Here is a 21,310-nt window from a genome sequence, read left to right as displayed (position 1 = left end):
CCCGGAGATTGAATCATTGACCAATCCGAAGCAACAACAAGAAACCCTCTTGCCCGCTTTATCGTCTCATTTCTAGGTTCGTTGTCATGAGGGCTGCCGCAGGCGCGCAAGGGGATCGCCATGGCGGCCGATGAGCGGTCGTGGCGGCATCCGTCCGCGCAGGCCGCCCACCGGCTGAGCCATGCGCTGGAACGACACGGCATCACGGGCGAGGTCCACGAGGGACGCGGGCTCGCGCTGGTGAGCGTGTGGGTCGACCTGGTCGCGTGGACCGACGGCTCCTGCTTCTGGTGGTCGGGGGCCGTGATGGCGGGCAACCGCAGGACCTACAGTTACAGCCCCGCCGACGACCCGGTGACCACGGCCCGGCGAGTGGCCGAGCGCTACGCCCAGCTCCGCCGACAGTCGAAGGCGGATCGGCGTCAGGAGATCAGGCCTCGGGAAGCCGGATCTCGGGAGGCCGGATCTCGGGAGGCCTGGCCTGAGGAGGATCGGCCCGCGGAGGGCCGGGCCTAGCGGAGATCGGCCTCCCAGCCGCGCACCCGTCCGGGGGAGGGTCACCCGATCGCGGGCCGGAGCGAACGGGTGAGCAGGCCGGCGAGTTCGGCGAGGTGGGCGAGGGGTACGTCGCCGGGCAGGCCCCTGAGGGATGCGACCGTCGCGCCCGCCGCCTGCCCGGCCGTCGTCCCAGGCGTGCTGTCCTCGACGACCAGGCAGCGGCCGGGGTGGACGCCGAGCCGCGCGGCGGCGAGGACGTAGCCCTCGGGGTCGGGCTTGCCGGCCGTGACGTCCTCGATGGTGAGCAACATGGGCGGGTCGATGCCCGCCGCGCCGAGGCGGGCCTTGGCCAGCCGCGCGTCGGCGCTGGTGACGACCGCCCACGGCAGCGCCAGGTCGTCGAGCGCGGCCAGCAGTTCCGGCGCGCCCAGGGCGGGGACGACGTCGGACAGGTCGTCGTACTGCAGCGCGAGCTGGCGGGCCGCGGCGGCGGCGACGGCCGTCTCGTCCGCGCCGGGCAGCAGCCGGCGCACGGTGAGGATGGACGGGCTGCCGTGCATGATCTCCAGCACCGTCCTGGCGTCCACGCCGTACTCGGCGGCCCACACCCTCCACCCGCGTTCGACCGCGGCGTCGGAGTCCACCAGCGTGCCGTCCATGTCGAGTAGGACGGCCTCGACGTGCGTCAGATCCATGTCCACCCCTTCCGGCTTATACTCGTAGCACGAGCATAAGGTGGTGGGCGCGGCGGATGGCAAGTGATGGGCCGCGGCGATCCGGCGACGGCGGTCCCGGTCACGGCGACCGGCCCGAGCGTGCCCGCAACGCGCGCTGGCGCACCGCGGCCGACGTGCTGGCGCGGGTCCGCGGGGAGCCCGGCATCACCCGCGCCGAGCTGGCCCGGCGGCTGAACCTGACCACCGGTTCCGCCACCGAGATCACCGCGCGGCTGCGCGAGCTGTGCCTGCTCGGCGAGGTCCCGGCGCCCGCGCGGGGCCGGGGACGGCCGACCACCGTCCTCGCGCCCCACCCGTCCGGCCCGCTGGTCCTCGCGATCGACCTGCGCCAGGAGGACTGGCGGTGCGGGCTCGCCTCGCTGGACGGGCGGGTCCACGACCTGCGGGAGGGACGGCACGCCGGACGCGAGCCCGGCGCCGTCCTCGGGGTGCTCGGAGAGGTGGTGAGCGACGCGTGGCGGCGACACGGCGACCGGCTGCGCGCGGTGTCCCTCGCCGTGCCCGCGACCGTCCAGGACGGCCGGATAGTCCAGGCGTCCGCCCTCGGCTGGGGCCCGGTGGACCTCGGCGCGCTGGCCGCGGGCTCGGGGCTGCCGCTGCTGGTCGGTAACGACGCCACCCTCGCCGGGGTGGCCGAAGCGTGCACGGGGGCCGCCGCCGGGGCCGGGACCGCGCTGCACCTGCTGGTCGAGGTCGGCGTCGGCGGCGCCCTCATCGTCGGGGGCCGTCCGGTCACGGGCGCGGGCGGCACCGGCGGCGAGTACGGGCACGTGCCCTTCGGTGACCGGGCGCTGCGCTGCCCCTGCGGCGCGCGCGGGTGCTGGGACCTGGAGGTGGACGGCCGCGCCCTCGCCCGTCACCTCGGGGCCCCCGCGCCGCGCGACCCGCGTACCTACGCCCGCCGGGTCCTCGCCCGGGTCGCCGGCGGGGAGGCCGCGGGGGAGAGTCTCGGTGACGTTCCCGGCGAGGAGGCCGCGCGGGCGGTGGGCCTCGTCGCCGAGTCACTGGCGGCGGGCATCGCCGGGCTGGTCAACGCCCACGCCCCCGACGTCGTCACGCTCGGCGGCCTCGCCGTCCACCTGCGTGCCGCGGCTTCCGCTCGGTTTGGCGCGGCCTACGAAGACGGCCTGATGAGCTTCCGCAGGGACCGGCCCCCGCCGGTCCTCGACGCGGCGCACGGCGACGACGGCGCGCTGCACGGCGCCGTCGCCGTCGGCCTGGACCACGTCACGAGCGAGGCGGCGCTCGCGGCGTGGGCGGAGGGGAGCCCTGCTCCGTGACCTACGGGGCCGTGGCTCAGAGGCCGTAGGGCCCGAACCGGCCCCAGGCGACCACGGCCGCGAGGACCAGCAGGATGACGTTGATCACGATGCCCTGGGGCTCGCCGCGGCGGCCGTGCACGATGATGGCGCCGATCATGGTGATCACGAGGCCGGTCGCGGCCAGCGGGGTGAGGATCGGCGCGATGCCGGTGGCGGCGGGGAGGATCAGGCCGAGGGCGGCGAGGAACTCGACCGCGCCGATGAGCTTCACCGTGCCGGCGGAGAAGTCGTTGACCCACGGCATCTGCGGGGCCAGTTGTTCCTTGGGGCGGGTGGTCTTCAGCACGCCGGCGAGGCCGAACGCCAGGGCCAGCAGTGCCTGAAGCACCCAGAGGAAGACGTTCACGGGGTCTCCTTCGAAGGGCCGGACGGGGGGAGGGTGCGGTCCGGGCGCGCCGGCCGCACGCCTGGGGGATCACCTCCGGAAAAGCACGCCCGACCTGCGCGTCCGGAAGTCGAGGGGTTCCTCGGCTTTGGGAGCGTAGCACAGAAGTCGAGGGTCGCCTCCAGTTCGTTACACTGGGGAGATGCCGCCCGACTCCGACGACACCGCAGCCGCCCGGCCCCTCCGTCGTGACGCGCGACGCAACCGCGACGCCCTCCTCGCCGCGGCGCGCGCGGTCTTCGCCTCCGAAGGGCTCGACGCGCCGCTGGAACAGATAGCCCGGCGGGCCGGTGTGGCCATCGGCACGCTGTACCGCAACTTCCCCACCCGCATGGACCTGGTCGAGGCGATCTTCCTCGAGAAGCTCGGCACGTGGCTGGAGCACGCCGAGCGCGCGCTCGTCATGGACGACGCGTGGGAGGCGTTCGCGTTCTACCTGGAGCGGCTCTGCGAGCTCCAGGCGCACGACCGGGGGTTCAACGACCTGGCGTCCATGCGCTTCCCCGACGCCTCCTGCAGCGAGCGCGCCCGGAGCCGCATCTACGAGCTCAGCGCGCGGATCGTGGAGCGCGCGCAGGCGGCGGGCGCGGTCAGGCCCGACGTCACCGCCGAGGACCTCGCGCTGGTCGTCTGGGCGCACACGCGCATCACCGAGGCCACCAGCGCGGTCTGCCCGAGCGCGTGGCGGCGCCACCTCGGCCTGATGCTGGACGCCTTTCGTGCCGACCGCGCCCACCCGCTGCCCGAGCCGCCCATGCGCCCCGACCAGGTCTACAAGGCGATGGTCGACCTCGGAGCGGCCGGCGCGTGCGGCGGCTGACCCGCGGCGCGAGGGGAGCGCGTCAGATCCAGTCCTTCAGGCGGAAGACGACGTACAGGATCGCCGAGGCGACCAGGATCAGCAGGGTGGAGGTCCAGAAGCCCGCGGCCTGCGCGAACCCGGGGTACGGGATGTTCTGCCCGTAGAAGCCGGTGATCATGGTGGGGACGGCGATGACGGCCGCCCAGCTCGTCACCCGCTTCATGATGTCGTTCATGCGGTTGCCCTGGAGGTTCAGGTGCGTCTCGTGGACGTTGCCCACCAGCTCGCGCAGCGACTCCGTCCACTCCGAGACCCGCAGGACATGGTCGTAGATGTCCTGGTAGTAGGGCGCCATGTCCGGCTGCACCACGCGCAGGTCGGGGCGCATGAGACCGTTGACGACCTCGCGCATCGGCACCACGATCCGGCGGAACCGCACCGTCGTCCTGCGCAGGTCGAACATGCGCCGCTGGAGGCCGCGGCCGTCGCCGGGGTGGTCGGTGAACAGCAGGTCCTCCAGCGCCTCCACCCGGTCGTCCAGCGCCTGGGCGACATCGAAGTGGCCGTCCACGATGGAGTCGAGCAGGGAGTGCAGCAGGTACGACACGCCGTGCTTGGCCAGGCCCGGGCTCGCGTCCCAGCGCGCGGCCACCGCGTCGATGTCGAACGTGTCGTCGGAGCGCACCGTGACGAGCGCGTTGCGCGTCACGAACATCGACACCTCGCTGAAGCCGAGGGAGCCGTCGTCCTCGCCCAGCCTCACGGCGTACGCCACGATGAACAGGTGGCTCTCGTAGATGTCGAGCTTGGGCCGCTGGTGCGGGTGCAGCACGTCCTCGACGGCCAGCGGGTGCAGGCCGAGCTCCTCGCTGATGACGGCGAGCTTCTCGGGCGGGGGAGAGCACAGGTCGAACCACACGGTGGCCGACGGATCCTCCAGGTGGTCGGAGACGTCGGCGATCGGGAAGCCTTCGGCCGCGAGGGCGCCGTCGCGATAAAGGCGTGTACGTACCATGTCCGCCAACGATAGCTCCGCCGGTGGACGGCGGAGGACGCGTCCCGCGCCGCGGCGGGTGCACCCTTTATCGATTATGAAAACCATTGCTATCATGCTGAGGGCGCGGCGCCCCTGGGACCGGATGTGGCCCACCGCTCTCAGGGACGCCGCGCCGCTCCGCTCAGCGGTCCGGGCTCCGCCTCCAGGTCAGAGGGTGATGCTCCAGGAGTCCAGGAAGCCGGTGTCCAGGGTGTACTGGTCGGTGACTTCGAGGGTCCAGGTTCCGGCGGCCGTCTGGCTGACGGGGACGGAGTAGTTGCGGGTGCCGAAGGACGTGCAGGAGATGCCGCCGCTGCTCTTGACGGTGTAGAACGTCCCGCTCGGGCCGCGCAGGCGGATCCGCAGGTCCTCGGCGCAGGTGTGGCTGATGACGATCGTGAGCCGGACCGGGGAGACCGCGCTGCCCGAGGCGGTCGAGGTGATCGGGCTGTTGATCGTCGACAGGTCGTTGATCGTGTAGTCCGTGTCGTTGCGGAACGTCCGGCCGCCGCTCGTGCCCTGCACGGTCAGCGTGTACGACGCGGTGTGCGTGGCCGTCTCACCGGTGCCCGTCACGGTGAGGTCGTAGGTGCCGGTGGGCGTGGACGCCGAGGTGGAGATGGCCAGCGTCGAGGATCCGCCCGAGGTCACCGAGGTCGGGGTGAAGGTCGCGGTGGCGCCGCTCGGCAGGCCGGACACCGACGAGAAGGTCACCGTCTGCGCCGCGCCCGCCGTCGTCGTGGTGCCGATCGTGGTCGAGACGGACTGGCCCGCGGTCACGCTCCCCGAGGAAGGGCTCGCCGAGATCGAGAAGTCCCGGCTGGAGGGGGTGCCCGTGGCCTGGGTCCAGATCGCGTACGCCGCCGCGTCGCCCGCCCGGTCGAGGATCGTGTCGTTGATGTTGGTCGTGGTGTCGCAGGACCGGTGGTAGCACGAGTCGTACGCGCGTCCCGACGTGCCGCCCCACTTGCTCGCCTGCGCCGAGGTCTTGGTGGCGCCGGCGCCGGCCGCGACGCCCGAGGTGGCGATGCCCGCGTTGCGGAAGGAGGCGTCGTCGGAGCGGTTGGCGCCCTCGGTGTTCTCCTCCGGCTGCAGGCCGAGGTTGTTGTAGAACGCCCGCAGGTCGGCGGCGGCCGTGGTGGTGATGTTGTTGATGAAGTAACCGCCGTTGGTCGACCCGACCATGTCGTAGTTGAGGTACTGCTTGATCTTCGCGCGCTCGGTGGAGTTCAGCCCGTTGACGTAGGCGCGCGAGCCGAGCAGGCCCTGCTCCTCGTCGCTCCACCAGCCGAACCGCACGTGCTTGGTCATCGTCGGGTTCTGCGCGGCCAGGGTCAGCGCGACCTCCAGCAGCATCGACGAGCCCGAGCCGTTGTCGTTGATGCCGGGGCCGGCCGAGACGCTGTCCAGGTGGGCGCCGGACATGATGACCTGGTCGGCGTCACCGCCCGGCCAGTCGGCGATCAGGTTCGGCCCGGCGCCGCTGGTGCAGCCCGGCGTGCAGGCCACGCGCTGGGTGGTGTACCCGGCGGCCTGAAGCTTCTGCTCGACGTAGGCGACCGACGCGGTGTAGCCGCTGGTGGTCGACCTGCGGGTGCCGCCGTTGGCGTTGGCGATGCTCTGGAACTGGCTCAGGTGGGTCTTGATGTTCGTCAGGCTGATGTCGGGCGCCGCCGCGAGTGCCGTCGTGCGGCCGAGGGGGGCACTGAGAGGTGAGCCGTTCCCGGTGGCACCTGGAGGGGCCTGGGCGATCGCGGGGGTCGCGGACGCCACCAGGCCCGACAGGGCCAGGGCGGCGGTCACCGCGAGGACGAGCTTGCGCCTCATGCGCGAATTCCTTTCTCGGCATCCCGCTGCCGCGTAGTTCGCCGTGTACGCGGGCAGCGTTCATCGCGCCGTCGTGAATCGGCCGTGATGCGGTCGTGATTCGGGCGACGGCGTGACGAGGCGGGACTGGGGGTGGAGGGACGAACCGACTTGTGCGTGACGGTAGGGCCACGGGAAGGTGTCGTACATCCGTAGCGGCATCCGTATATATACGGAAAAAGCCCCGGAACCCCGCCCGGCAAGGCGGTATCCGCAGCCGGCCCCGGTGACCGGGCGAAAGCAGGACGCCCTTTCAATGCGGGCGGGGCCGAAATTCCGCGCCGGTGGAGCGGGCCATTAGAATGGCGCGGGCGGAAATGGTATGGACTTTCGGCTCGCTTCGCCGCGTGCCGATTCGCCGCGGCACGCAGCGCCGCGGCGAATCAGCGGGGAACGCGGATTTCACGGTGCCGGACGGCCGTCCCACCGGCCGCGTATCCAACCTCTCAGGGCGGTACGACTAGGTCACGGTGAGCAGAGCCATGTCCTCCTCGTTCAGGACCAGGCGGCCCGCGGCCATGTTCTCCTCCAGGTGAGCGAGGGAGCCGGTGCCGGGGATCTGGACGATCGAGGGCGACCGCGCCAGGCCCCAGGCGATGGCGACCTGGAAGGGTGTCGCGCCGTGGCGCGCGGCCACCGCGTCCAGGTTCTCGCCGGACAGCGGGGCGTGGCCGCCGCCGAGGGCGAAGAACGGCATGTAGGCGATGCCGAGGTCCGCGCACGCGTCGGCCAGCTCCCCGTCCTGCTGGTCGAGCACGCCGAAGCGGTTCTGCACCGCGGCGACCGGGGCGATCGCACGGGCCTCGTCCAGCTGGGCGTGCGTCACGTTGCTGACGCCGAGGTGCCGGATCAGGCCCTCGTCCCGCAGCCCGGCGAGGACGGCGAACCGCTCGCCGATCGGGTCGGCGGCGTCGCCGGCGAGGCGGCCCACCCGCAGGTACACCAGGTCCAGGACGTCGACGGCGAGATCGCGCAGGTTCCGCTCGACCTCGCCGCGCAACTGCCCGGGCGCCGCCTCGGCGTACATGCGACCGGTGTCGTCGCGCAGGGGGCCCACCTTGGTGGCGATGGTGACGTCCGCCGGGTACGGGTGGAGGGCCTCGCGCAGGATGTCGTTGGCGCGGGCGGCAGGGGAGAAGTAGAAGGCGGCGGTGTCGATGTGCCGGGCGCCGAGCTCGACGGCGCGGCGCGCGACCGCCACGCTCGTCTCCCGGGGGATCGGCGGCTTGTGCCAGCGGCCGGGGAGCTGCATGGCGCCGAAGCCCAGCCGGGGGATCGTGAGCGTGCCGCCCAGGTCGTATGTGTCCGTCGCGGAGTTCGTCGGTGATGTCACCTGTTTGAGCATCTCCCGAAAAATCCACACACGCCAAACCCGGCCGGACGCGACCCGGCCACGTGCGCGGCTCGCCTACCGGCGGGGGCGTAGGCGGCGTGCGAAGAGGATCAGGGCGAGACCGACGAGGATCTGGACGCCGAGTACGAAGCGGTTGACGTCGAACGCCGGCTCCCACCGGGCCTCGCCGTCCTTGACGATGTAGGCGCCCACCGGCCGGGCCTCCGCGGCCCCGCCGCCGCCCTCCCCGTCGTTCATGGCGTTGCCCGCGACCGCGGCGGTGTCCGCGCCGCCGGGCTGCTCGCCGGGTTCGGCCCCACGCCGTTCCCCACGGCCGAAGCCGCCGGCCGCGCGGATGTGCAAGACGGGGATGACCGTGACGCCGTCCTTCTCGTACGGATCCCCGTACACGCGCCGGGCCCCGGACAGGTTCTCGAAGAACTCCCGTACATTCATGCCGGCCTCCGCGTGTGATGATCCGCCCTGATATCGCCATCATGCCGCACGCACGGCCGGGCGCGGCGGCTCGCGCCAAGTCCACACCCAGCGTCCGGCAAGTCGCCCACGGTACAACGAAAGGCGTGAACGCACATCAGAACCCGGCCGACCCCATCCTGAGCAGGTACGACGTCCGCCGCCCGGAGATGGCCGACGTGCCGGCGATCCACCGGCTGGTCGCCGCGTGCGACACCGAGGTGCTCGGCCGTCCCGACATGACCCAGGACGACGTGGCCGACGCGCTCGCCGACCCCGGCTTGGATGTCGCCCGCGACGCCTGGCTGGTGCGCGGGCGCGACGGCGGCGAGGACCCCGTGGGCTGGGGGTACGCCGTGCGGCAGGGGTCCGGCGGGGGAGTGGAGATCGAGGTCTACGCCCGGGACGCCGAGGCCGGCTCATGGCTGTGGCGGACTGTGCTCGGGCGCACCCGGGAGATCGCCGTGGAGCTCGGCCTCCCCGCGGCGATCGTGGACATCGGCGTCTACCGGGGGGACGCGGCCAAACGGGCGGCGGCGCGCGCGCACGGCTTCGCCCCGGCGACGAGCTTCCACCGGCTGAGGATCGAGCACGGCGACCCCGACCCCGGCTCCCTGCCCGGCGTCACCGTCCACCCGGCCGCCGGCCTGGAGGAGCTCATGCGGGCCGCGCACCGGATCCACCAGGAGGGCTTCGCCGAGCACTTCGGCTTCGTCCCCAAGGAGTACGACCGCTGGAAGGAGGACTTCGAGGCGTCCGCCACCCACGACTGGTCGCAACTGCTGCTGGCCGAGGCGGACGGCCACCCGGCCGGGATGCTGCTCGGCAGCGACATGTTCGCCGCCGACGAGAACCACGGATACGTCCGCATCCTGGCCGTGCTGCCGGAGTTCCGGGGGCGGGGCATCGGACGGCTGCTGCTGAGGCACGCCTTCGCCGCCGATGCGCGCCGGGGCCGCGTGGGCACCTACCTGCACGTGGATTCCGGCAACACGTCCCCGGCGCTGGATCTGTACCAGTCGGTCGGGATGCGCCCGGTTCTCGTCATCGACGTGTGGCGCCGCACGCTCTGAGCCGGTGTCCGGCGCCCGTACTCAGGCGTCCGTCGCTCGGTGTCCGGCGCCGCGCCGAAGCAGAGGCAGCGCGCAGGCTCCCGCGACCACGGTCGTGGCGGCGAGGCCCGCGGCGGTGACCCCCACGGCGTGCGCGGACGGCGTCAGGCTCAGGTAGAGCGTGCCGAACGCCGTCACGCCCACCACCTGTCCGAGCTGCAGCGTCATGGCCATCAGCCCGCTGGCGTCGGCCGCGTCGCGCGCGGCGATGTTCTCCAGCGCCACGGTGAACAGCGGGTTGTAGGCCAGCCCGAGCCCGATCCCGGCCACGGCGAAGAAGATCCCGAAGTACGGCTGCCCGTCGCCGCCGGAGACGAAGGCCCGCGCCACGCCCAGGTAGCCTACGGCCGCCGCGGCGAAGCCGGCGAAGATCACCGGCCGGTGCAGCCGTGCCGGGAGGCGCCGCCAGGTGAGGCTGACGAGCGCGAACCCGGCCGCGCCCGGGACGAACGAGAGCCCCGCGCCGATCGGGCTGTCGCCGAGCCCGCCCTGGAGGTGCAGCGCCACGCTGAACAGGAACCCGGCCCACGTCACCATCGACCCGAACATGCCGAGCGCCGAGGGCACCAGCCCGGGGGCCCGCAGCAGGCGGCCGGGGATCAGCGGGTGCCGCGCCCGCCGCTCCACCGCGACGAACACGCCGGTCACGGCCGCGCTCGCGGCCATCGACCACCAGCCCCACGCCGGCCAGTGCTGCTCGTGCCCGAGCACCAGCGGCACCACCAGCATGACCACCGTCACCGACAGCGTGATCAGGCCCGCGAGGTCGAGGCCCTGCTCGCGGGGCACGTGCTCGCGTGGCAGCAGCAGCGCGCCGACGACCAGCAGGGTTGCGCCGATGGGGACGTTGACCAGGAACACCGGCCGCCAGGCCATGCCGAACAGGTCGGCGCTCACCAGCGCGCCACCCGCGACCTGCCCGACGACCACGCCCCCGGCGAGCACGGCCGAGTAGGCGCCGAGTGCCCTGGCCCGCGCGGCGCCCGTGAAGTGGAGCTGGATCATGCTGAGCACCTGGGGCACCATGAGCGCCGATCCCGCGCCCTGGACGAGCCGGAACGCGATCAGCGCCCCTTCCGAGCCGGCGAGGCCGCAGGCCAGGGACGCGGCGGTGAACACGGCGAGCCCGAGCAGGAACAGCCGCCGCGGGCCGGACAGCCCGCCCAGGCGGGCGCCGGTGATGAGCAGCATCGCGTACGCGATCGTGTAGCCGGAGATGATCAGCTGGAGGCCGGAGCCGGAGGTGGCGAGGTCGGTGCGAATCGTCGGGGCCGCCACGTTGACGATCGAGACGTCGAGGGTCGCCATGAACTGGCCCACCAGCACGATGCCGAGCAGCCACCCCGCACCTCGCCGGGACGCCCGATCGGCCCGCCCGGGGACGGCGGCCGTCCCCGTCCCCCCGGCGGGAGAGGATCTTGTCACTGAGGTCATGGGGACGATCGTCGTCGCCCGTCGATACCGGTAACGAGAGCCTGCCTATCCTGGTACCGGTGCCACCTGGCAACGGGTCCGCCCGGCGTCCAGTATGAAGGGGGTGCCGCCGGAGGCCTCGATCCGGCCGGGCCGGGGCGGTCCGGGCCGCGGGGTGGCGGCGCGGTCTCGGGGGATGCGCGGCGGGAGGCGGGGGCGATGCGGAACGGTGGTCCGGTGCCGATGACGGGCGCCGTATGGGAGAAGGACCCCGTGCGGCGTACCGAGCTTGCGGCGTTCCTGCGCAGCCGCCGCGAGCGCATCTCGCCCGCCGACGTCGGCCTGCCGCCCGGCCTGCGCCGGCGTACGCCGGGCCTGCGGCGCGAGGAGGTCGCCCAGCTCGCCGGGGTGGGGGTGACCTGGTACACCTGGCTGGAGCAGGGGCGAAGGATCAACGCCAGCGTGCAGGTGCTGGACGCCGTGGCCCGCACGCTCCGGCTGGACACCGCCGAGCGCGAGCACCTGTACCGGCTCGCGGACGTCCCCGAGGTGCGCCCGGCCGACGGGTGCGGCGTCCTGGAGCCCGAGGTGCACACGATCCTGGAGAACCTCGACCCGCTGCCCGCGTCCGTGTACAACAGCAGGTACGACCTGCTGGCCTGGAACGCCCCGTACGGAGCGCTGCTCCCGAACATGGTCCGGCGCGAGCTGCCCGAGCGCAACGCGATCTGGCAGTGCTTCACCTGCCCGGCGTGCTGCAATCCCGTGCTGAACGCCGAGGCGGAGCAGGCGCTGATGGTGGCCACGCTGCGCGCCGGTTTCGTCCGGCACATCGGCGAGCCGTCGTGGGTGGAGTTCGTGCGCGGCCTGTCCAAGGCGAGCCCGACCTTCGCGGCGATGTGGGCGGATCACGAGGTGGCGCAGCCGGGCAAGCGCATGAAGATCTTCCAGCACTCGGCGGTCGGCGAGGTGCGCACGACGTCGACGAGCATGGCCCTGCCGTCCCCGCCCGAGACGCGCATGGTCGTCTACACGCCGATGGACGACGAGAGCCGCGAGCGCATCGCCTGGCTCAGGGCCAACCCCGAGGCGCAGGCCGTCGACCACGTCCACTGACCTGCCGACGGCATCGGCTTCGACGAGCTCGCCCGCCGCACGCGCGCGGCCGGACCGGCCGCGGGTACGACGCGGGTGTAACCGGTAGGGAAGAGGACGGATCATGATCTCGGTTTTCGGCAGCGCCAACATGGACCTGGTCGCCTACACCGCGACCGCCCCCAGACGCGGGGAGACCGTGACGGGCCGGGCGTTCGCCACGATCCCCGGCGGCAAGGGGGCGAACCAGGCCATCGCGGCGGCCCGCGCCGGGGCCGAGGTCGCCTTCATCGGGGCGGTCGGCGACGACGCGTTCGGCCCGGTCATGCGCGAGACGCTGGCGTCGGCGGGCGTCGACGTCACCCGCCTGCGCGTCGTGCCCGGCTCGTCCGGGATCGCGCACATCGTCGTGGACGACGCGGGCGGTAACTCGATCATCGTCGTCCCCGGCGCCAACGGCACCCTCACCGGGCCCACGGACGACGACCTGGCCGTCATCGACCGCTCCGACGCGCTGCTGCTGCAACTGGAGCTGCCCATGGAGGCGGTGGTGGCCGCCGCGACCCGGGCGCGCGTCCCCGTCGTCCTCACTCCCGCCCCCGCCCGGGAGATGCCGCGCGAACTGCTCGGCGCCGTCGGCCTGATCGTCCCGAACGAACACGAGGCGGCGGCCATCACCGGCCTCGCCGACCCGGAGGAGTCGCTCAAGGCCCTGCTCGACCTGGTCCCCGAGGCGGTGATCACCCTCGGGGCCGAGGGCTCGCTGTACGGCTCGCGCTCGGGCGCGCGGCTGCGCGTCCCGGCCCTACCGGTGACCGCCGTCGACACCACGGCGGCGGGCGACACCTTCGCCGGCGCGCTGGCGGTAGGCCGTGCCGAGGGCATGCCCGCCGAGCGCGCCCTGCGCTTCGCGACCGCGGCGGCGGCGCTGTCCGTCCAGCGCGAGGGGGCGAGCACGTCCATGCCCGCGCGCGCCGAGATCGACGCCGCCCTGGAGTCGGCCGTGAACCCATGAGCCGTGAACCCATGAGCCGTGAACCCATGAGCCGCGAACCCATGAGCCGCGAACCTCCGAGCCGCGAAACCCTGACTCCGTGACCACGGAGGAGTGAGATGCAAGCCCTGGCGGGGATCCGGGTGCTGGACCTGGCGACGCCGGACGGATGAGGGGACGGCGCGACCGCCGTCCCCTCAGGCCTCAGTTCACCAGTTGGGCTGTCCCGGCACGGCGGCCGGGGGCAGGGGACGGTTCGCCGGGTGGATGACGTACACGACGCCGCCGCTGCCCGTGCTGCGCAGCCAGACCTTCTCGAAGGCCGCGCGCGGGTACACCCGGCGCACGGCGTCGTTGGAGGGCGAGGCCGGGTCGTTGGCGATCACGTCGCCCGTGGAGGTGAAGCCGATGATCACCATGAGGTGGCCGTTGGTGCCGTAGCCCGCGCCGGGCAGCTCCTCCTCCTCGAACGACTGCGAGGTGATCACGGGGATGCGGGCGGCGATCAGGCGTTCCATCTCGGTCAGCGACCGCAGCCGGGTGACGAACCCGTCCAGCCCGTACCGCCCGGCGTACGCGGTGTTGAACGGCCAGTTGCCCGCGCCCTGGTAGGCGTGGTCGTAGGTGTAGCGGGCCGCGTAGTCGACCTCGGGGTCGGGGTCGGACGGGTCCACCCACGAGGTGTCCACGGCGCTCGGCCACCTGCCCCAGTAGCCCAGCACCATGGTGGTCGAGGTGGGGCTGCACCACGCCTCGCCGCCGCCGTCCCATTCGGGGTAGTGGCCCTGGTGGACGCTCTGCGAACGCCGGGGCACCGGAAGCTCGGTTCCCCACGCGCCGCCGCCGGGGCTGACCGGCACCTCCGTCCGCTCGGGGACGGCCGACGACATCGCGCCGAGCGTCCGCACGACCGGCCGCGCGGACGACCCGGGCGTGCGGTACAGGGTGACGCGGAGCTGGTAGGCCGAGATGGCCTTGCCGGTCTTCGCGGCGAAGGTGTCGACGTAGACGGTGCCGTCGGCGTCGCCCTGCCCGGGCAGCGAGGTGCGGCGGATGTCGCCCTCGCCGTACGCCCAGCGGCCGAGGACGTACCACTTGGTCAGGCCGCCGGTGTGCCGCCCGCGCATCTCGACCTGCAGCCAGCTCCCGGCGGGGGTGTCGGCCGTCCAGGAGGCGACCAGCTCGGTGGCGGCGAAGCCGACGGGCCGCTCCCTGCCGGTCCAGCGGGCGTACTCCCAGGTCTTGGTGCCGAGCGCGTCGGTGTAGGTCGTCGTCCCCGCGGGTGACCGGAAGGTGAGGCGGTCGGCGGCGGACACGCCCTCGGCGGTGCCCGCGGGGAACGCCTCGCGCTTGTAGACGACGTCCACCACGGGACTGGGACGGGGTTTCCCGCCCGCCGCGAGGGTGTCCGCGGCGACGGAGGAGGGGATGAGGGTGCTCGAAAGGACGGCGAAGAGGAACACGGCCAGAACGCGCATGAACTCCACCTTGCCTCGGGGGGTTCTCGACGCCGCCGACCGTAGGCGCTGTGCGGTGTTCTCACATCGGGAGTTTTACGTATCGTCTTGACTGCGTCGGAGGGCGGGAGACGATCTCGGTGGTGGCCGGGACGCGGCCGCCGTGGGGTTGTCGCGGTAGGTGATTTTGTCACCTTTGATACACCTTGCGCTCAGCGGGTGGATCATCACGGTTGGGAAGATCTGCGGCGTCCTGCTCCACTGACCGGAAGAGAAGCACATGTCTGACGCGCCCTCTCGTCGCAGGTTCCTCGCGCTCGGCGCCGGCGCCGTCGGCGGCGCCGCCGTGGCGTCGCTGCTCCCGCCCTCCGTCCACGCCGCGATGGCCATGCCCGCTCCCCGGGGCGGACTGTCCGCCGTGAAGCACGTCGTCTTCCTCATGCAGGAGAACCGCTCGTTCGACCACTACTTCGGCACGCTGCGCGGCGTGCGCGGGTTCGGGGACCGTAACGCGGTGGATCTTCGCGGCGGCGGGAGCGTCTTCGAGCAGCCGGGCGGCCCGGCCGGGCACGTGCTCCCCTTCCCGGTGAGGGACGCCGCCGACCTCGTCGGCAAGGACCTGCAGTGGATCAACGCGCTGGCGCACGGCTGGCCCGACGGCCAGCAGTCCGCCGCCGCGGGCTGGCACGACGGGTGGATCGCCGCCAAGAGCCCGGCCACCATGGCGTACTACCAGCGGCGGGACATCCCGCTGCAGTACGAACTGGCCGACACCTTCACGATCTGCGACCACTACCACTGCTCGGTGCTGTCCTCGACGAGCCCGAACCGCAACTACCACGTCAGCGGCCACACCGGCTACGAGCCCGGCACGACCAAGCGGGCCATCGACAACGCGGCCTACAACGAGGACATCCACGCCGGATACGAATGGTCCAACGCCGGGGAGATCCTGGAGGCCGCGGGGCACTCCTGGAAGGTCTACCAGGAGATGGACAACTTCACGGACAACAACCTGGAGTTCTTCGCCCGCTTCCGGCGGATCGCGCGCGCCGCGCTCCAGGGCGACTACCGGAGCCTCGACTCGTTCTACTCCGCCCTCGGCCGGGCGTCCTCGCCGGACGAGCAGCGGCGGATGCTGGCCCGCCTGGAGGAGGGCGTGGCCAAGCTGAGCCCCGCCGACCGGTCGCTGTACGAGAAGGCGCTGCGCCGGGGCCTGCCCGGCACGCTGGCCGCGAGCTTCCGCGCCGACGTCGAGGCCGGGCGCCTGCCCAAGGTGAGCTACATCGTGCCCTCGTCCGAGGACTCCGAGCACCCGAGCGCGTCCTCGCCCGCGCAGAGCGCCGTGATCACCTACGACATCCTCGACGCCATCGCCTCCAACCCGGACGTCTGGCGCTCGACGGTGCTGTTCCTCACCTTCGACGAGAACGACGGCTTCTTCGACCACGTGCCGCCGCCGCTGCCGCCCGCCGACCGGGTCGAGGACTTCTACGACGGCCACCCCATCGGCCTCGGCATTCGCGTGCCGATGACGGTCATCTCGCCGTGGACGGTCGGCGGGTACGTCTGCTCGCAGACCTTCGACCACACCTCGACGGTGCGGTTCCTGGAGACCTGGCTGGGCGTCCGCTTCCCCGACATCACCCCGTGGCGCCGTACCGTGGCCGGTGACCTGACCTCGGCCTTCGACTTCGGCGGGGGCGCGCACCGCCCCGGGCTCACCGCCCCCGGCCCCGTGCCGCCCTTCACCGGCCGCTGGCGGCCCGCGCCTCCCGCCGGGCAGAAGATGCCGGTCCAGGAGGCCGGCACCCGCCCCGCCCGGCCGCTGCCGTACCAGCCGGACGCCTGGGGCCGCGTGGCGGACGGGAAGGTGAGGCTGCGGCTGGCCAACAGCGGCGGCGAGAGCGTCCACATGACCCTGTTCCCGTACGCGGGCGAGTTCGACCTGCCCGTCCACGTGGACGTGCTCGGGTCGGCGAGGCTGGACGTGCCCGTGCGGAACGGCTCCTACGACTTCACGCTGACCGGCCCGAACGGGTTCCGCCGCGAGTTCACCGGCACGCTCGCGGGCGCGGCGTCCGGCCTCGTCGTCGAGCCCGAGATCCGGGGGAGGCAGCGCAGCCTGACGCTGACCGTCACCAACACCGGCACGGCGAAGGTGGACGTGACGATCGCCCCGCTGGCGTACGGCGACCGGCGCGACGAGCGGACCTTCACCCTCAAGCCCGGCCACGACAAGCACGTGACCTGGCACTGCGACGACCACGAGGGCTGGTACGACCTGCGCGTCACCTGCGCGCAGGACGCGTCCTACGGCCGCCGCCTGATGGGCCACATCGAGAACGGCCGCGCCAGCGTCACCGGCTGACCGGACCCACCCCGGAAAAGAGGGAAGGGTGCGCCGTCCGGGCCGGACGGCGCACCCTTCCCGTAGCGCGGCGGGATCAGTCGCGTTCGACGGTCTCCCCCAGGACGATCCGGCCGATGATGTCGAACTTGGCCGGGTCGCGCATCTTCAGCGAGCCCGCCATCAGGCCGTCGGGTGAGCACGACGGTCGCGACCACTGACGCGGAGCCCCTGGGTCGGCGTGGCGCCGCAGCCGTGAGCATGGGACCGTTACCGCGTGGCGGCCACGCCGGTCATGAGCGAGCCGCGAGCATGAGGAGGGCCGATGGAGCTCCACGACCTGTCCGGGGGTGACGAGGTGCTGTCCCGCGTCGGGCTGGTGGCCCGGCGGGCACTGCCGGGTTACGGGATGTCGCCCGAGGCGCGGGTCACGCTCCTCAACGTGTCCGAGAACGCGACATTCCTCGTCGAGGACCAGGGGACGCGCACGGTGCTGCGCGTGCACCGGCTCGGATACCACTCGCCCGAGGCGATCCTCTCCGAGCTGGACTGGCAGTCGGCGCTCGGCGACGAGGCCGGCGTGCGCACCCCCGTGGTGCTGGCCGCCCTCGACGGCTCGCGCGTCGTCACCGTCGAGGACCCGGGCGCGGCGCCGCGCAACTGCGTGATGTTCGAGTGGGTCCCCGGCGCCGAGCCGCCCGAGGAGCGCCTCGTCGAGCACTTCGAGCCCCTCGGTGCCATCACCGCGCGCATGCACCTGCACGCCCGCCGCTGGCGGCGGCCGGCCGCGTTCACCCGCTTCGCCTGGGACGAGGACGCCGCGTTCGGCCCCGCGCCGCGCTGGGGCCGGTGGCAGGACGGGGTGGGCGTCGACCGCGAGGCGCACGAGGTGCTGGCCCGGCTGGAGTCGGCCCTGCGCGACAGGCTCGCCCGGTACGGCAAGGGCCCCGAGCGGTTCGGGCTCATCCACGCCGACATGCGCCTCGCCAACCTCCTGGTGGACGGCGCCGCCGGCACCACCGTCATCGACTTCGACGACTGCGGCCTCAGCTGGTACATGTACGACCTCGGCGCCGCCGTCAGCTTCATCGAGCACCACCCCAAGGTCCCCGAGATGATCGACGCCTGGGTGCGCGGCTACCGGACCGTCCACGGCCTCTCCGCGGACGACGAGCGTGAGATCTGGACGTTCGTCATGTTCCGCCGGCTCCTGCTGCTCGCCTGGATCGGTTCGCACTCGGCGGCCGACATCGCCCGCGAGCTCGGCACCGGCTACACGCTGGGCAGTTGCGAGCTGGCCGAGCGCTATCTGAGCGGCTCCCTCTAGAGCCCCCAAGCAGGGCAGAGCCACGACCAGCGCCCCGGACAGGACGGTGAACAGCACGCCGGGCCAGCGGTCCCCGAGCCCCCAGAAATGCGCGGCGATCGCGCCCGTCACCAAGGCGCCCGACCAGGTGGCGATCACCCCGGCGAACCCGACCCCGCTGATCAGCGGCGACAGCAGGTGGTAGGCGACCTGGCGCCACAGCGTGGCCGAGCGGGCGCGGCGCAGCAGCCGCATCGCGATGTTGCCCTCCCAGCGGCGCTTCGGCACCGGAGGGATCTCGACGCCGAGGTAGGCGGCGAACGCGTTGCAGGCGGGTGAGCAGCGGCAGCAGCCACATCAGCAGCAGCGAGCCCGCCACCGGCACGACCAGCGTCCACACGAAGATCACCGACACGGCGCCGACGCCCAGGATGAGCGCCAGGGCGACCACGCTCAGGGGAGCGCCCGTCACCAGGTGGAACATGCGCAGCCAGGAACGCGACGACCAGTGGGCGCGGACCCGGTCCCAGGGGGTGCTCACCTCGGCGACGCTCATGTCCTCACCGTAGGGACACTCGGCCCTGCCCGGACATGGGCCTGGCCTCCCCTCTCAGGGTGGTGCGAGCCTCCCTTCGCCGTCACGTGCTCACTATGTCGGATTGCTCCCGATGGTGACGGGCACCAAGCACGAGTTATGCACATCTGCGCGATCGGCATCCGAAGTCATTACGTAATGTGATACCTATGTCACGGCATGCGATCAGCAACGGACGCAGCGTCCCTGGCAGAAAGTGGCTATGCAGATGATCCTGGTCAGCGTACTCGCGATCCTCGCGGCCGTCGGCGTGGTGGCCGTGGCCGCGCTCCTGTTCCGGCGGTACGGCGGTGGCGCCGACGACCTCGCGCCGAACGGCCCCACGGCCGGGCATTCCGGGTCGATGCTGTCCTCGCTGTTCCTGCTGGTCTTCGCCATCGCGATCGTCGTGCCGTGGGCCACGGCCGACTCCGCCCGCCAGAACACCTACGCCGAGAGCCAGGCGGCCATCGAGTCCTACTGGTCCGCGGCCCGGCTGCCCGCGCCCGCCGGGCCCCAGGTGCGGCAACAGGTGCGCGACTACCTGGACTTCGTGGTGCACCGCGAATGGCCGCTCATGGCCTCCGGCAGGCTCGGCGAGGAGGGCGCCACGCGGCTGGAGGCGCTGCGCACACAGGTGAACGGGCTGGTGCTGAGCGACGACGACGCCAAGGTCGCCCGCGGCGAGCTGCTCGACGAGATGCGCGACTGGTCCGCGGCCCGCCGCCAGCGCGCGGCCGACGCCGCGGCCAAACCTCCCGCGGGCGTGCTTCCCCTGGCCGTCCTGACCGGCCTCATCGTCATCGTCTTCCCCTTCCTCGCGGGCGCGCGGCCCCGGGGCAAGACGCTGGTGCCGCTCATGGTGATGTCCGGCCTGCTCGGCCTCGGCGTCTTCCTCGCATGGCAGATCTCGCACACCTTCGCCAGCGGCCTCTCGGTCGGCCCCGACGCGTTCGAGGCCGCGCTGACCGAAGTGCGGCGCCTGCCCTGGAGCGGCTGACCGTGCCGGCCATCCGCGCCACCGCGCTCCTGACCGCCCTCTCCCTCTCGCCGCTCACCCCGCTCCCGGGCGCCACCCCCGAGCCCGCGGCCCCCCAGCACCGGCACGCGACTCCCGCTCCCGGCCCGGCGCGGATCACCGTCACGGCGGACGACGCCCTCCCCTCGGACCCGCCGTCGTCGCCCGGGCACGCCCGGCGGGTGGCCGACGTCGATCTCGGACTGCTCGGCGGGGACGATGACGACGGGCTGATCACCGTGTGCCTGGACGTGGACGTCGTGGTGAGCCTGCGGGTCGGGCTCAGCATCGGCGGCCCGCCCCTGTGCCACCACCCGCCGCCGCGGCCCGCTCCGCCGCCCGAGCCCCCGCCGTCCTCCCCGCCGACGCGGGAGCCGGAGCCCGAGCCCGCGCTGACGCTCACTCCCACGCCCGAGCCGTCCCGGCCCCCGGCTCCCACCGAGCCCGCCCCGCGGCAGACCTCCACGCCGCGTCCCGCGCCCAGTGCCACGCCCACGCGCGCACCCGCGCCGCCGGTGGTCCCCTCACCGAGGCCGCCCGTCCGGCCGCCGCTGGCGCTGCCGTCGGTCGTGCGGCCGCCGGTGCGGCAGGTGCCCGAGCCCACGCCCGCGCCGTCCCTGCCGTCCGCCGAGCCCTCTCCCTCGTCGGTCACGCCCTCGGGGCAGGTCCGCGCCGCGCGGGTGCACGGCCGGATGCCGCGCCGCCCCGAGCCGCTGGGCACGATCATGGTCGTGATCGTCCTGTCGTTGATCATCGCTCTGGTCGCGGGCGCGGCGTTCGCGGCGATCCGGTAGCGCGTCCGAGCCGGCCGGTGTGACGGACGGACTCCCGGCCGGGAGGCCGGGAGTCCGAACAGCGGGGCAGGAAAGCCGATCCGCCGCCAAGGCGGATCGGCGTTACCCGGCGGAGTCGAGATGATCGTGCTGTTCGATCCGCCGGGCATGGCGGACGAGGACGGTGCGGGGTTCGCGGTGGCGTTCGGCGGTGGCCGGCTCACCGGTGAAGAAGTAGGCGCCCCAGGTGGTCGCGAGTTCTCGAACACCCATTCGCCCGGTCCGGTACCGGGATACCGTTGGCGCCGTGCAGCTCAGGTACAACTTCCGCCTCTACCCGACCGCTGGTCAGCGTGCCGAGCTGGCCGAGGCGTTCGGGTGCGCGCGGGTGGTGTTCAACGACGGTCTGTGTGCACGGTCCGACGCCCATGCGGCGGGGCTGCCGTACATTTCGGACGGGGAGTTGTCCAAGCGGGTCATTTCCGAGGCGAAGAAGACGCCTGGGCGCTGCTGGCTGGGTGAGGTGTCGGCTGTGGTGTTGCAGCAGGCGCTGGCGGACCTGAACCAGGCGTTCCGGAACTTCTTCGACTCGATCACCGGGAGGCGCAAAGGGCCGAAGGTGGGCCCGCCCCGGTTCCGGTCCCGCAAGGACAACCGGCAGGCCATCCGCTTCACGAAGAACGCCCGGTTCTCCATCACCACGGGCGGGAGGTTGCGCCTGCCGAAGATCGGGGACGTGGAGGTCCGCTGGTCCCGTTCCCTGCC

Annotated in this window: 22 protein-coding genes; 13 read left to right on the top strand and 9 right to left on the bottom strand. The window is 72.8% G+C overall.

Annotated elements, in window-relative coordinates; all coding sequences use genetic code 11:
* The first annotated feature begins 120 nt into the window (after nucleotides 1-120).
* Nucleotides 121-516: a hypothetical protein gene (locus AB0M95_RS35080; RefSeq protein ID WP_363774229.1), complete on the top strand. Its 396-nt coding sequence runs from the start codon at nucleotides 121-123 to the stop codon at nucleotides 514-516.
* A gap of 41 nt (nucleotides 517-557) precedes the next feature.
* On the opposite strand, the gene AB0M95_RS35075 is transcribed toward AB0M95_RS35080, so the two are convergent.
* Nucleotides 558-1,193, bottom strand: coding sequence for an HAD-IA family hydrolase (locus AB0M95_RS35075; RefSeq protein WP_363774226.1), 636 nt, complete (start codon nucleotides 1,191-1,193; stop codon nucleotides 558-560).
* 56 nt (nucleotides 1,194-1,249) lie between these two features.
* Between AB0M95_RS35075 and AB0M95_RS35070 the strand changes: the two genes are divergently transcribed.
* Nucleotides 1,250-2,515, top strand: coding sequence for an ROK family transcriptional regulator (locus AB0M95_RS35070; protein ID WP_363774223.1), 1,266 nt, complete (start codon nucleotides 1,250-1,252; stop codon nucleotides 2,513-2,515).
* Between the two features lie 16 nt (nucleotides 2,516-2,531).
* Here the strand turns inward: AB0M95_RS35070 and AB0M95_RS35065 are convergent, their stop codons facing one another.
* Entirely contained in the window at nucleotides 2,532-2,903 is a 372-nt protein-coding gene (locus tag AB0M95_RS35065) for a DoxX family protein (protein ID WP_363774220.1), read from the bottom strand.
* A 181-nt stretch (nucleotides 2,904-3,084) separates the two neighbouring features.
* Between AB0M95_RS35065 and AB0M95_RS35060 the strand changes: the two genes are divergently transcribed.
* Nucleotides 3,085-3,762: a TetR/AcrR family transcriptional regulator gene (locus AB0M95_RS35060; RefSeq protein WP_363774217.1), complete on the top strand. Its 678-nt coding sequence runs from the start codon at nucleotides 3,085-3,087 to the stop codon at nucleotides 3,760-3,762.
* Between the two features lie 22 nt (nucleotides 3,763-3,784).
* Here the strand turns inward: AB0M95_RS35060 and AB0M95_RS35055 are convergent, their stop codons facing one another.
* The 4 genes from AB0M95_RS35055 to AB0M95_RS35040 all read right to left on the bottom strand — a co-directional run bounded on the left by AB0M95_RS35055 (nucleotide 3,785) and on the right by AB0M95_RS35040 (nucleotide 8,435).
* A complete protein-coding gene (locus AB0M95_RS35055) occupies nucleotides 3,785-4,759 on the bottom strand; it encodes a magnesium transporter CorA family protein (protein ID WP_363774214.1) in 975 nt (324 codons plus the stop codon).
* A 189-nt stretch (nucleotides 4,760-4,948) separates the two neighbouring features.
* On the bottom strand, nucleotides 4,949-6,607 hold the full coding sequence (locus AB0M95_RS35050; protein WP_363774211.1) for a M28 family peptidase: 1,659 nt from the start codon (nucleotides 6,605-6,607) through the stop codon (nucleotides 4,949-4,951).
* Nucleotides 6,608-7,106: 499 nt separating this feature from the next.
* Nucleotides 7,107-7,979, bottom strand: coding sequence for an oxidoreductase (locus AB0M95_RS35045; RefSeq protein ID WP_363774208.1), 873 nt, complete (start codon nucleotides 7,977-7,979; stop codon nucleotides 7,107-7,109).
* Between the two features lie 75 nt (nucleotides 7,980-8,054).
* Complete coding sequence (locus AB0M95_RS35040) at nucleotides 8,055-8,435, bottom strand: hypothetical protein (protein ID WP_363774205.1); 381 nt, start codon at nucleotides 8,433-8,435, stop codon at nucleotides 8,055-8,057.
* Between the two features lie 125 nt (nucleotides 8,436-8,560).
* Between AB0M95_RS35040 and AB0M95_RS35035 the strand changes: the two genes are divergently transcribed.
* A complete protein-coding gene (locus AB0M95_RS35035) occupies nucleotides 8,561-9,526 on the top strand; it encodes a GNAT family N-acetyltransferase (protein WP_363774202.1) in 966 nt (321 codons plus the stop codon).
* A 21-nt stretch (nucleotides 9,527-9,547) separates the two neighbouring features.
* Here the strand turns inward: AB0M95_RS35035 and AB0M95_RS35030 are convergent, their stop codons facing one another.
* Nucleotides 9,548-10,999 carry an MFS transporter gene (locus tag AB0M95_RS35030; RefSeq protein ID WP_363774199.1) on the bottom strand — a complete coding sequence of 484 codons (1,452 nt, stop codon included), beginning with the start codon at nucleotides 10,997-10,999 and terminating at the stop codon, nucleotides 9,548-9,550.
* Nucleotides 11,000-11,221: 222 nt separating this feature from the next.
* On the opposite strand from AB0M95_RS35030, the gene AB0M95_RS35025 reads away from it, so the two are divergent.
* Together AB0M95_RS35025 and AB0M95_RS35020 are read left to right on the top strand one after the other, a co-directional pair.
* Nucleotides 11,222-12,094 (top strand): helix-turn-helix transcriptional regulator, encoded by an 873-nt coding sequence (locus AB0M95_RS35025; protein ID WP_363774283.1) that lies wholly within the window; start codon nucleotides 11,222-11,224, stop codon nucleotides 12,092-12,094.
* A 103-nt stretch (nucleotides 12,095-12,197) separates the two neighbouring features.
* The gene (locus AB0M95_RS35020; RefSeq protein WP_363774196.1) at nucleotides 12,198-13,088 is read left to right on the top strand and encodes a ribokinase; all 891 of its coding nucleotides are present in this window, start codon (nucleotides 12,198-12,200) and stop codon (nucleotides 13,086-13,088) included.
* Between the two features lie 188 nt (nucleotides 13,089-13,276).
* On the opposite strand, the gene AB0M95_RS35015 is transcribed toward AB0M95_RS35020, so the two are convergent.
* On the bottom strand, nucleotides 13,277-14,545 hold the full coding sequence (locus tag AB0M95_RS35015; protein WP_363774193.1) for a C39 family peptidase: 1,269 nt from the start codon (nucleotides 14,543-14,545) through the stop codon (nucleotides 13,277-13,279).
* Between the two features lie 259 nt (nucleotides 14,546-14,804).
* Between AB0M95_RS35015 and AB0M95_RS35010 the strand changes: the two genes are divergently transcribed.
* The 6 genes from AB0M95_RS35010 (at nucleotide 14,805) to AB0M95_RS34985 (ending at nucleotide 20,566) form a co-directional block, all read left to right on the top strand.
* A complete protein-coding gene (locus AB0M95_RS35010; protein ID WP_363774190.1) occupies nucleotides 14,805-16,895 on the top strand; it encodes a phosphocholine-specific phospholipase C in 2,091 nt (696 codons plus the stop codon).
* Nucleotides 16,896-17,199: 304 nt separating this feature from the next.
* Entirely contained in the window at nucleotides 17,200-18,201 is a 1,002-nt protein-coding gene (locus tag AB0M95_RS35005) for a phosphotransferase (RefSeq protein WP_363774187.1), read from the top strand.
* A 46-nt stretch (nucleotides 18,202-18,247) separates the two neighbouring features.
* Nucleotides 18,248-18,385 (top strand): hypothetical protein, encoded by a 138-nt coding sequence (locus tag AB0M95_RS35000; RefSeq protein WP_363774184.1) that lies wholly within the window; start codon nucleotides 18,248-18,250, stop codon nucleotides 18,383-18,385.
* Between the two features lie 130 nt (nucleotides 18,386-18,515).
* Nucleotides 18,516-18,749: a hypothetical protein gene (locus tag AB0M95_RS34995; protein WP_363774181.1), complete on the top strand. Its 234-nt coding sequence runs from the start codon at nucleotides 18,516-18,518 to the stop codon at nucleotides 18,747-18,749.
* 228 nt (nucleotides 18,750-18,977) lie between these two features.
* The gene (locus tag AB0M95_RS34990; RefSeq protein WP_363774178.1) at nucleotides 18,978-19,754 is read left to right on the top strand and encodes a hypothetical protein; all 777 of its coding nucleotides are present in this window, start codon (nucleotides 18,978-18,980) and stop codon (nucleotides 19,752-19,754) included.
* Between the two features lie 2 nt (nucleotides 19,755-19,756).
* Nucleotides 19,757-20,566: a hypothetical protein gene (locus AB0M95_RS34985; protein ID WP_363774175.1), complete on the top strand. Its 810-nt coding sequence runs from the start codon at nucleotides 19,757-19,759 to the stop codon at nucleotides 20,564-20,566.
* Nucleotides 20,567-20,668: 102 nt separating this feature from the next.
* On the opposite strand, the gene AB0M95_RS34980 is transcribed toward AB0M95_RS34985, so the two are convergent.
* On the bottom strand, nucleotides 20,669-20,818 hold the full coding sequence (locus AB0M95_RS34980) for a hypothetical protein (RefSeq protein ID WP_363774172.1): 150 nt from the start codon (nucleotides 20,816-20,818) through the stop codon (nucleotides 20,669-20,671).
* Nucleotides 20,819-20,852: 34 nt separating this feature from the next.
* On the opposite strand from AB0M95_RS34980, the gene AB0M95_RS34975 reads away from it, so the two are divergent.
* On the top strand, nucleotides 20,853-21,310 hold a 458-nt coding region (locus AB0M95_RS34975), incomplete at its 3' end, for a transposase (protein ID WP_363774169.1).

This window comes from Sphaerisporangium sp. NPDC051017 (genome assembly GCF_040683095.1).
GTDB lineage: Bacteria > Actinomycetota > Actinomycetes > Streptosporangiales > Streptosporangiaceae > Sphaerisporangium.
Note: the sequence above shows the minus strand (reverse complement) of the source record. Positions and strands in the feature narration are given on the sequence as shown.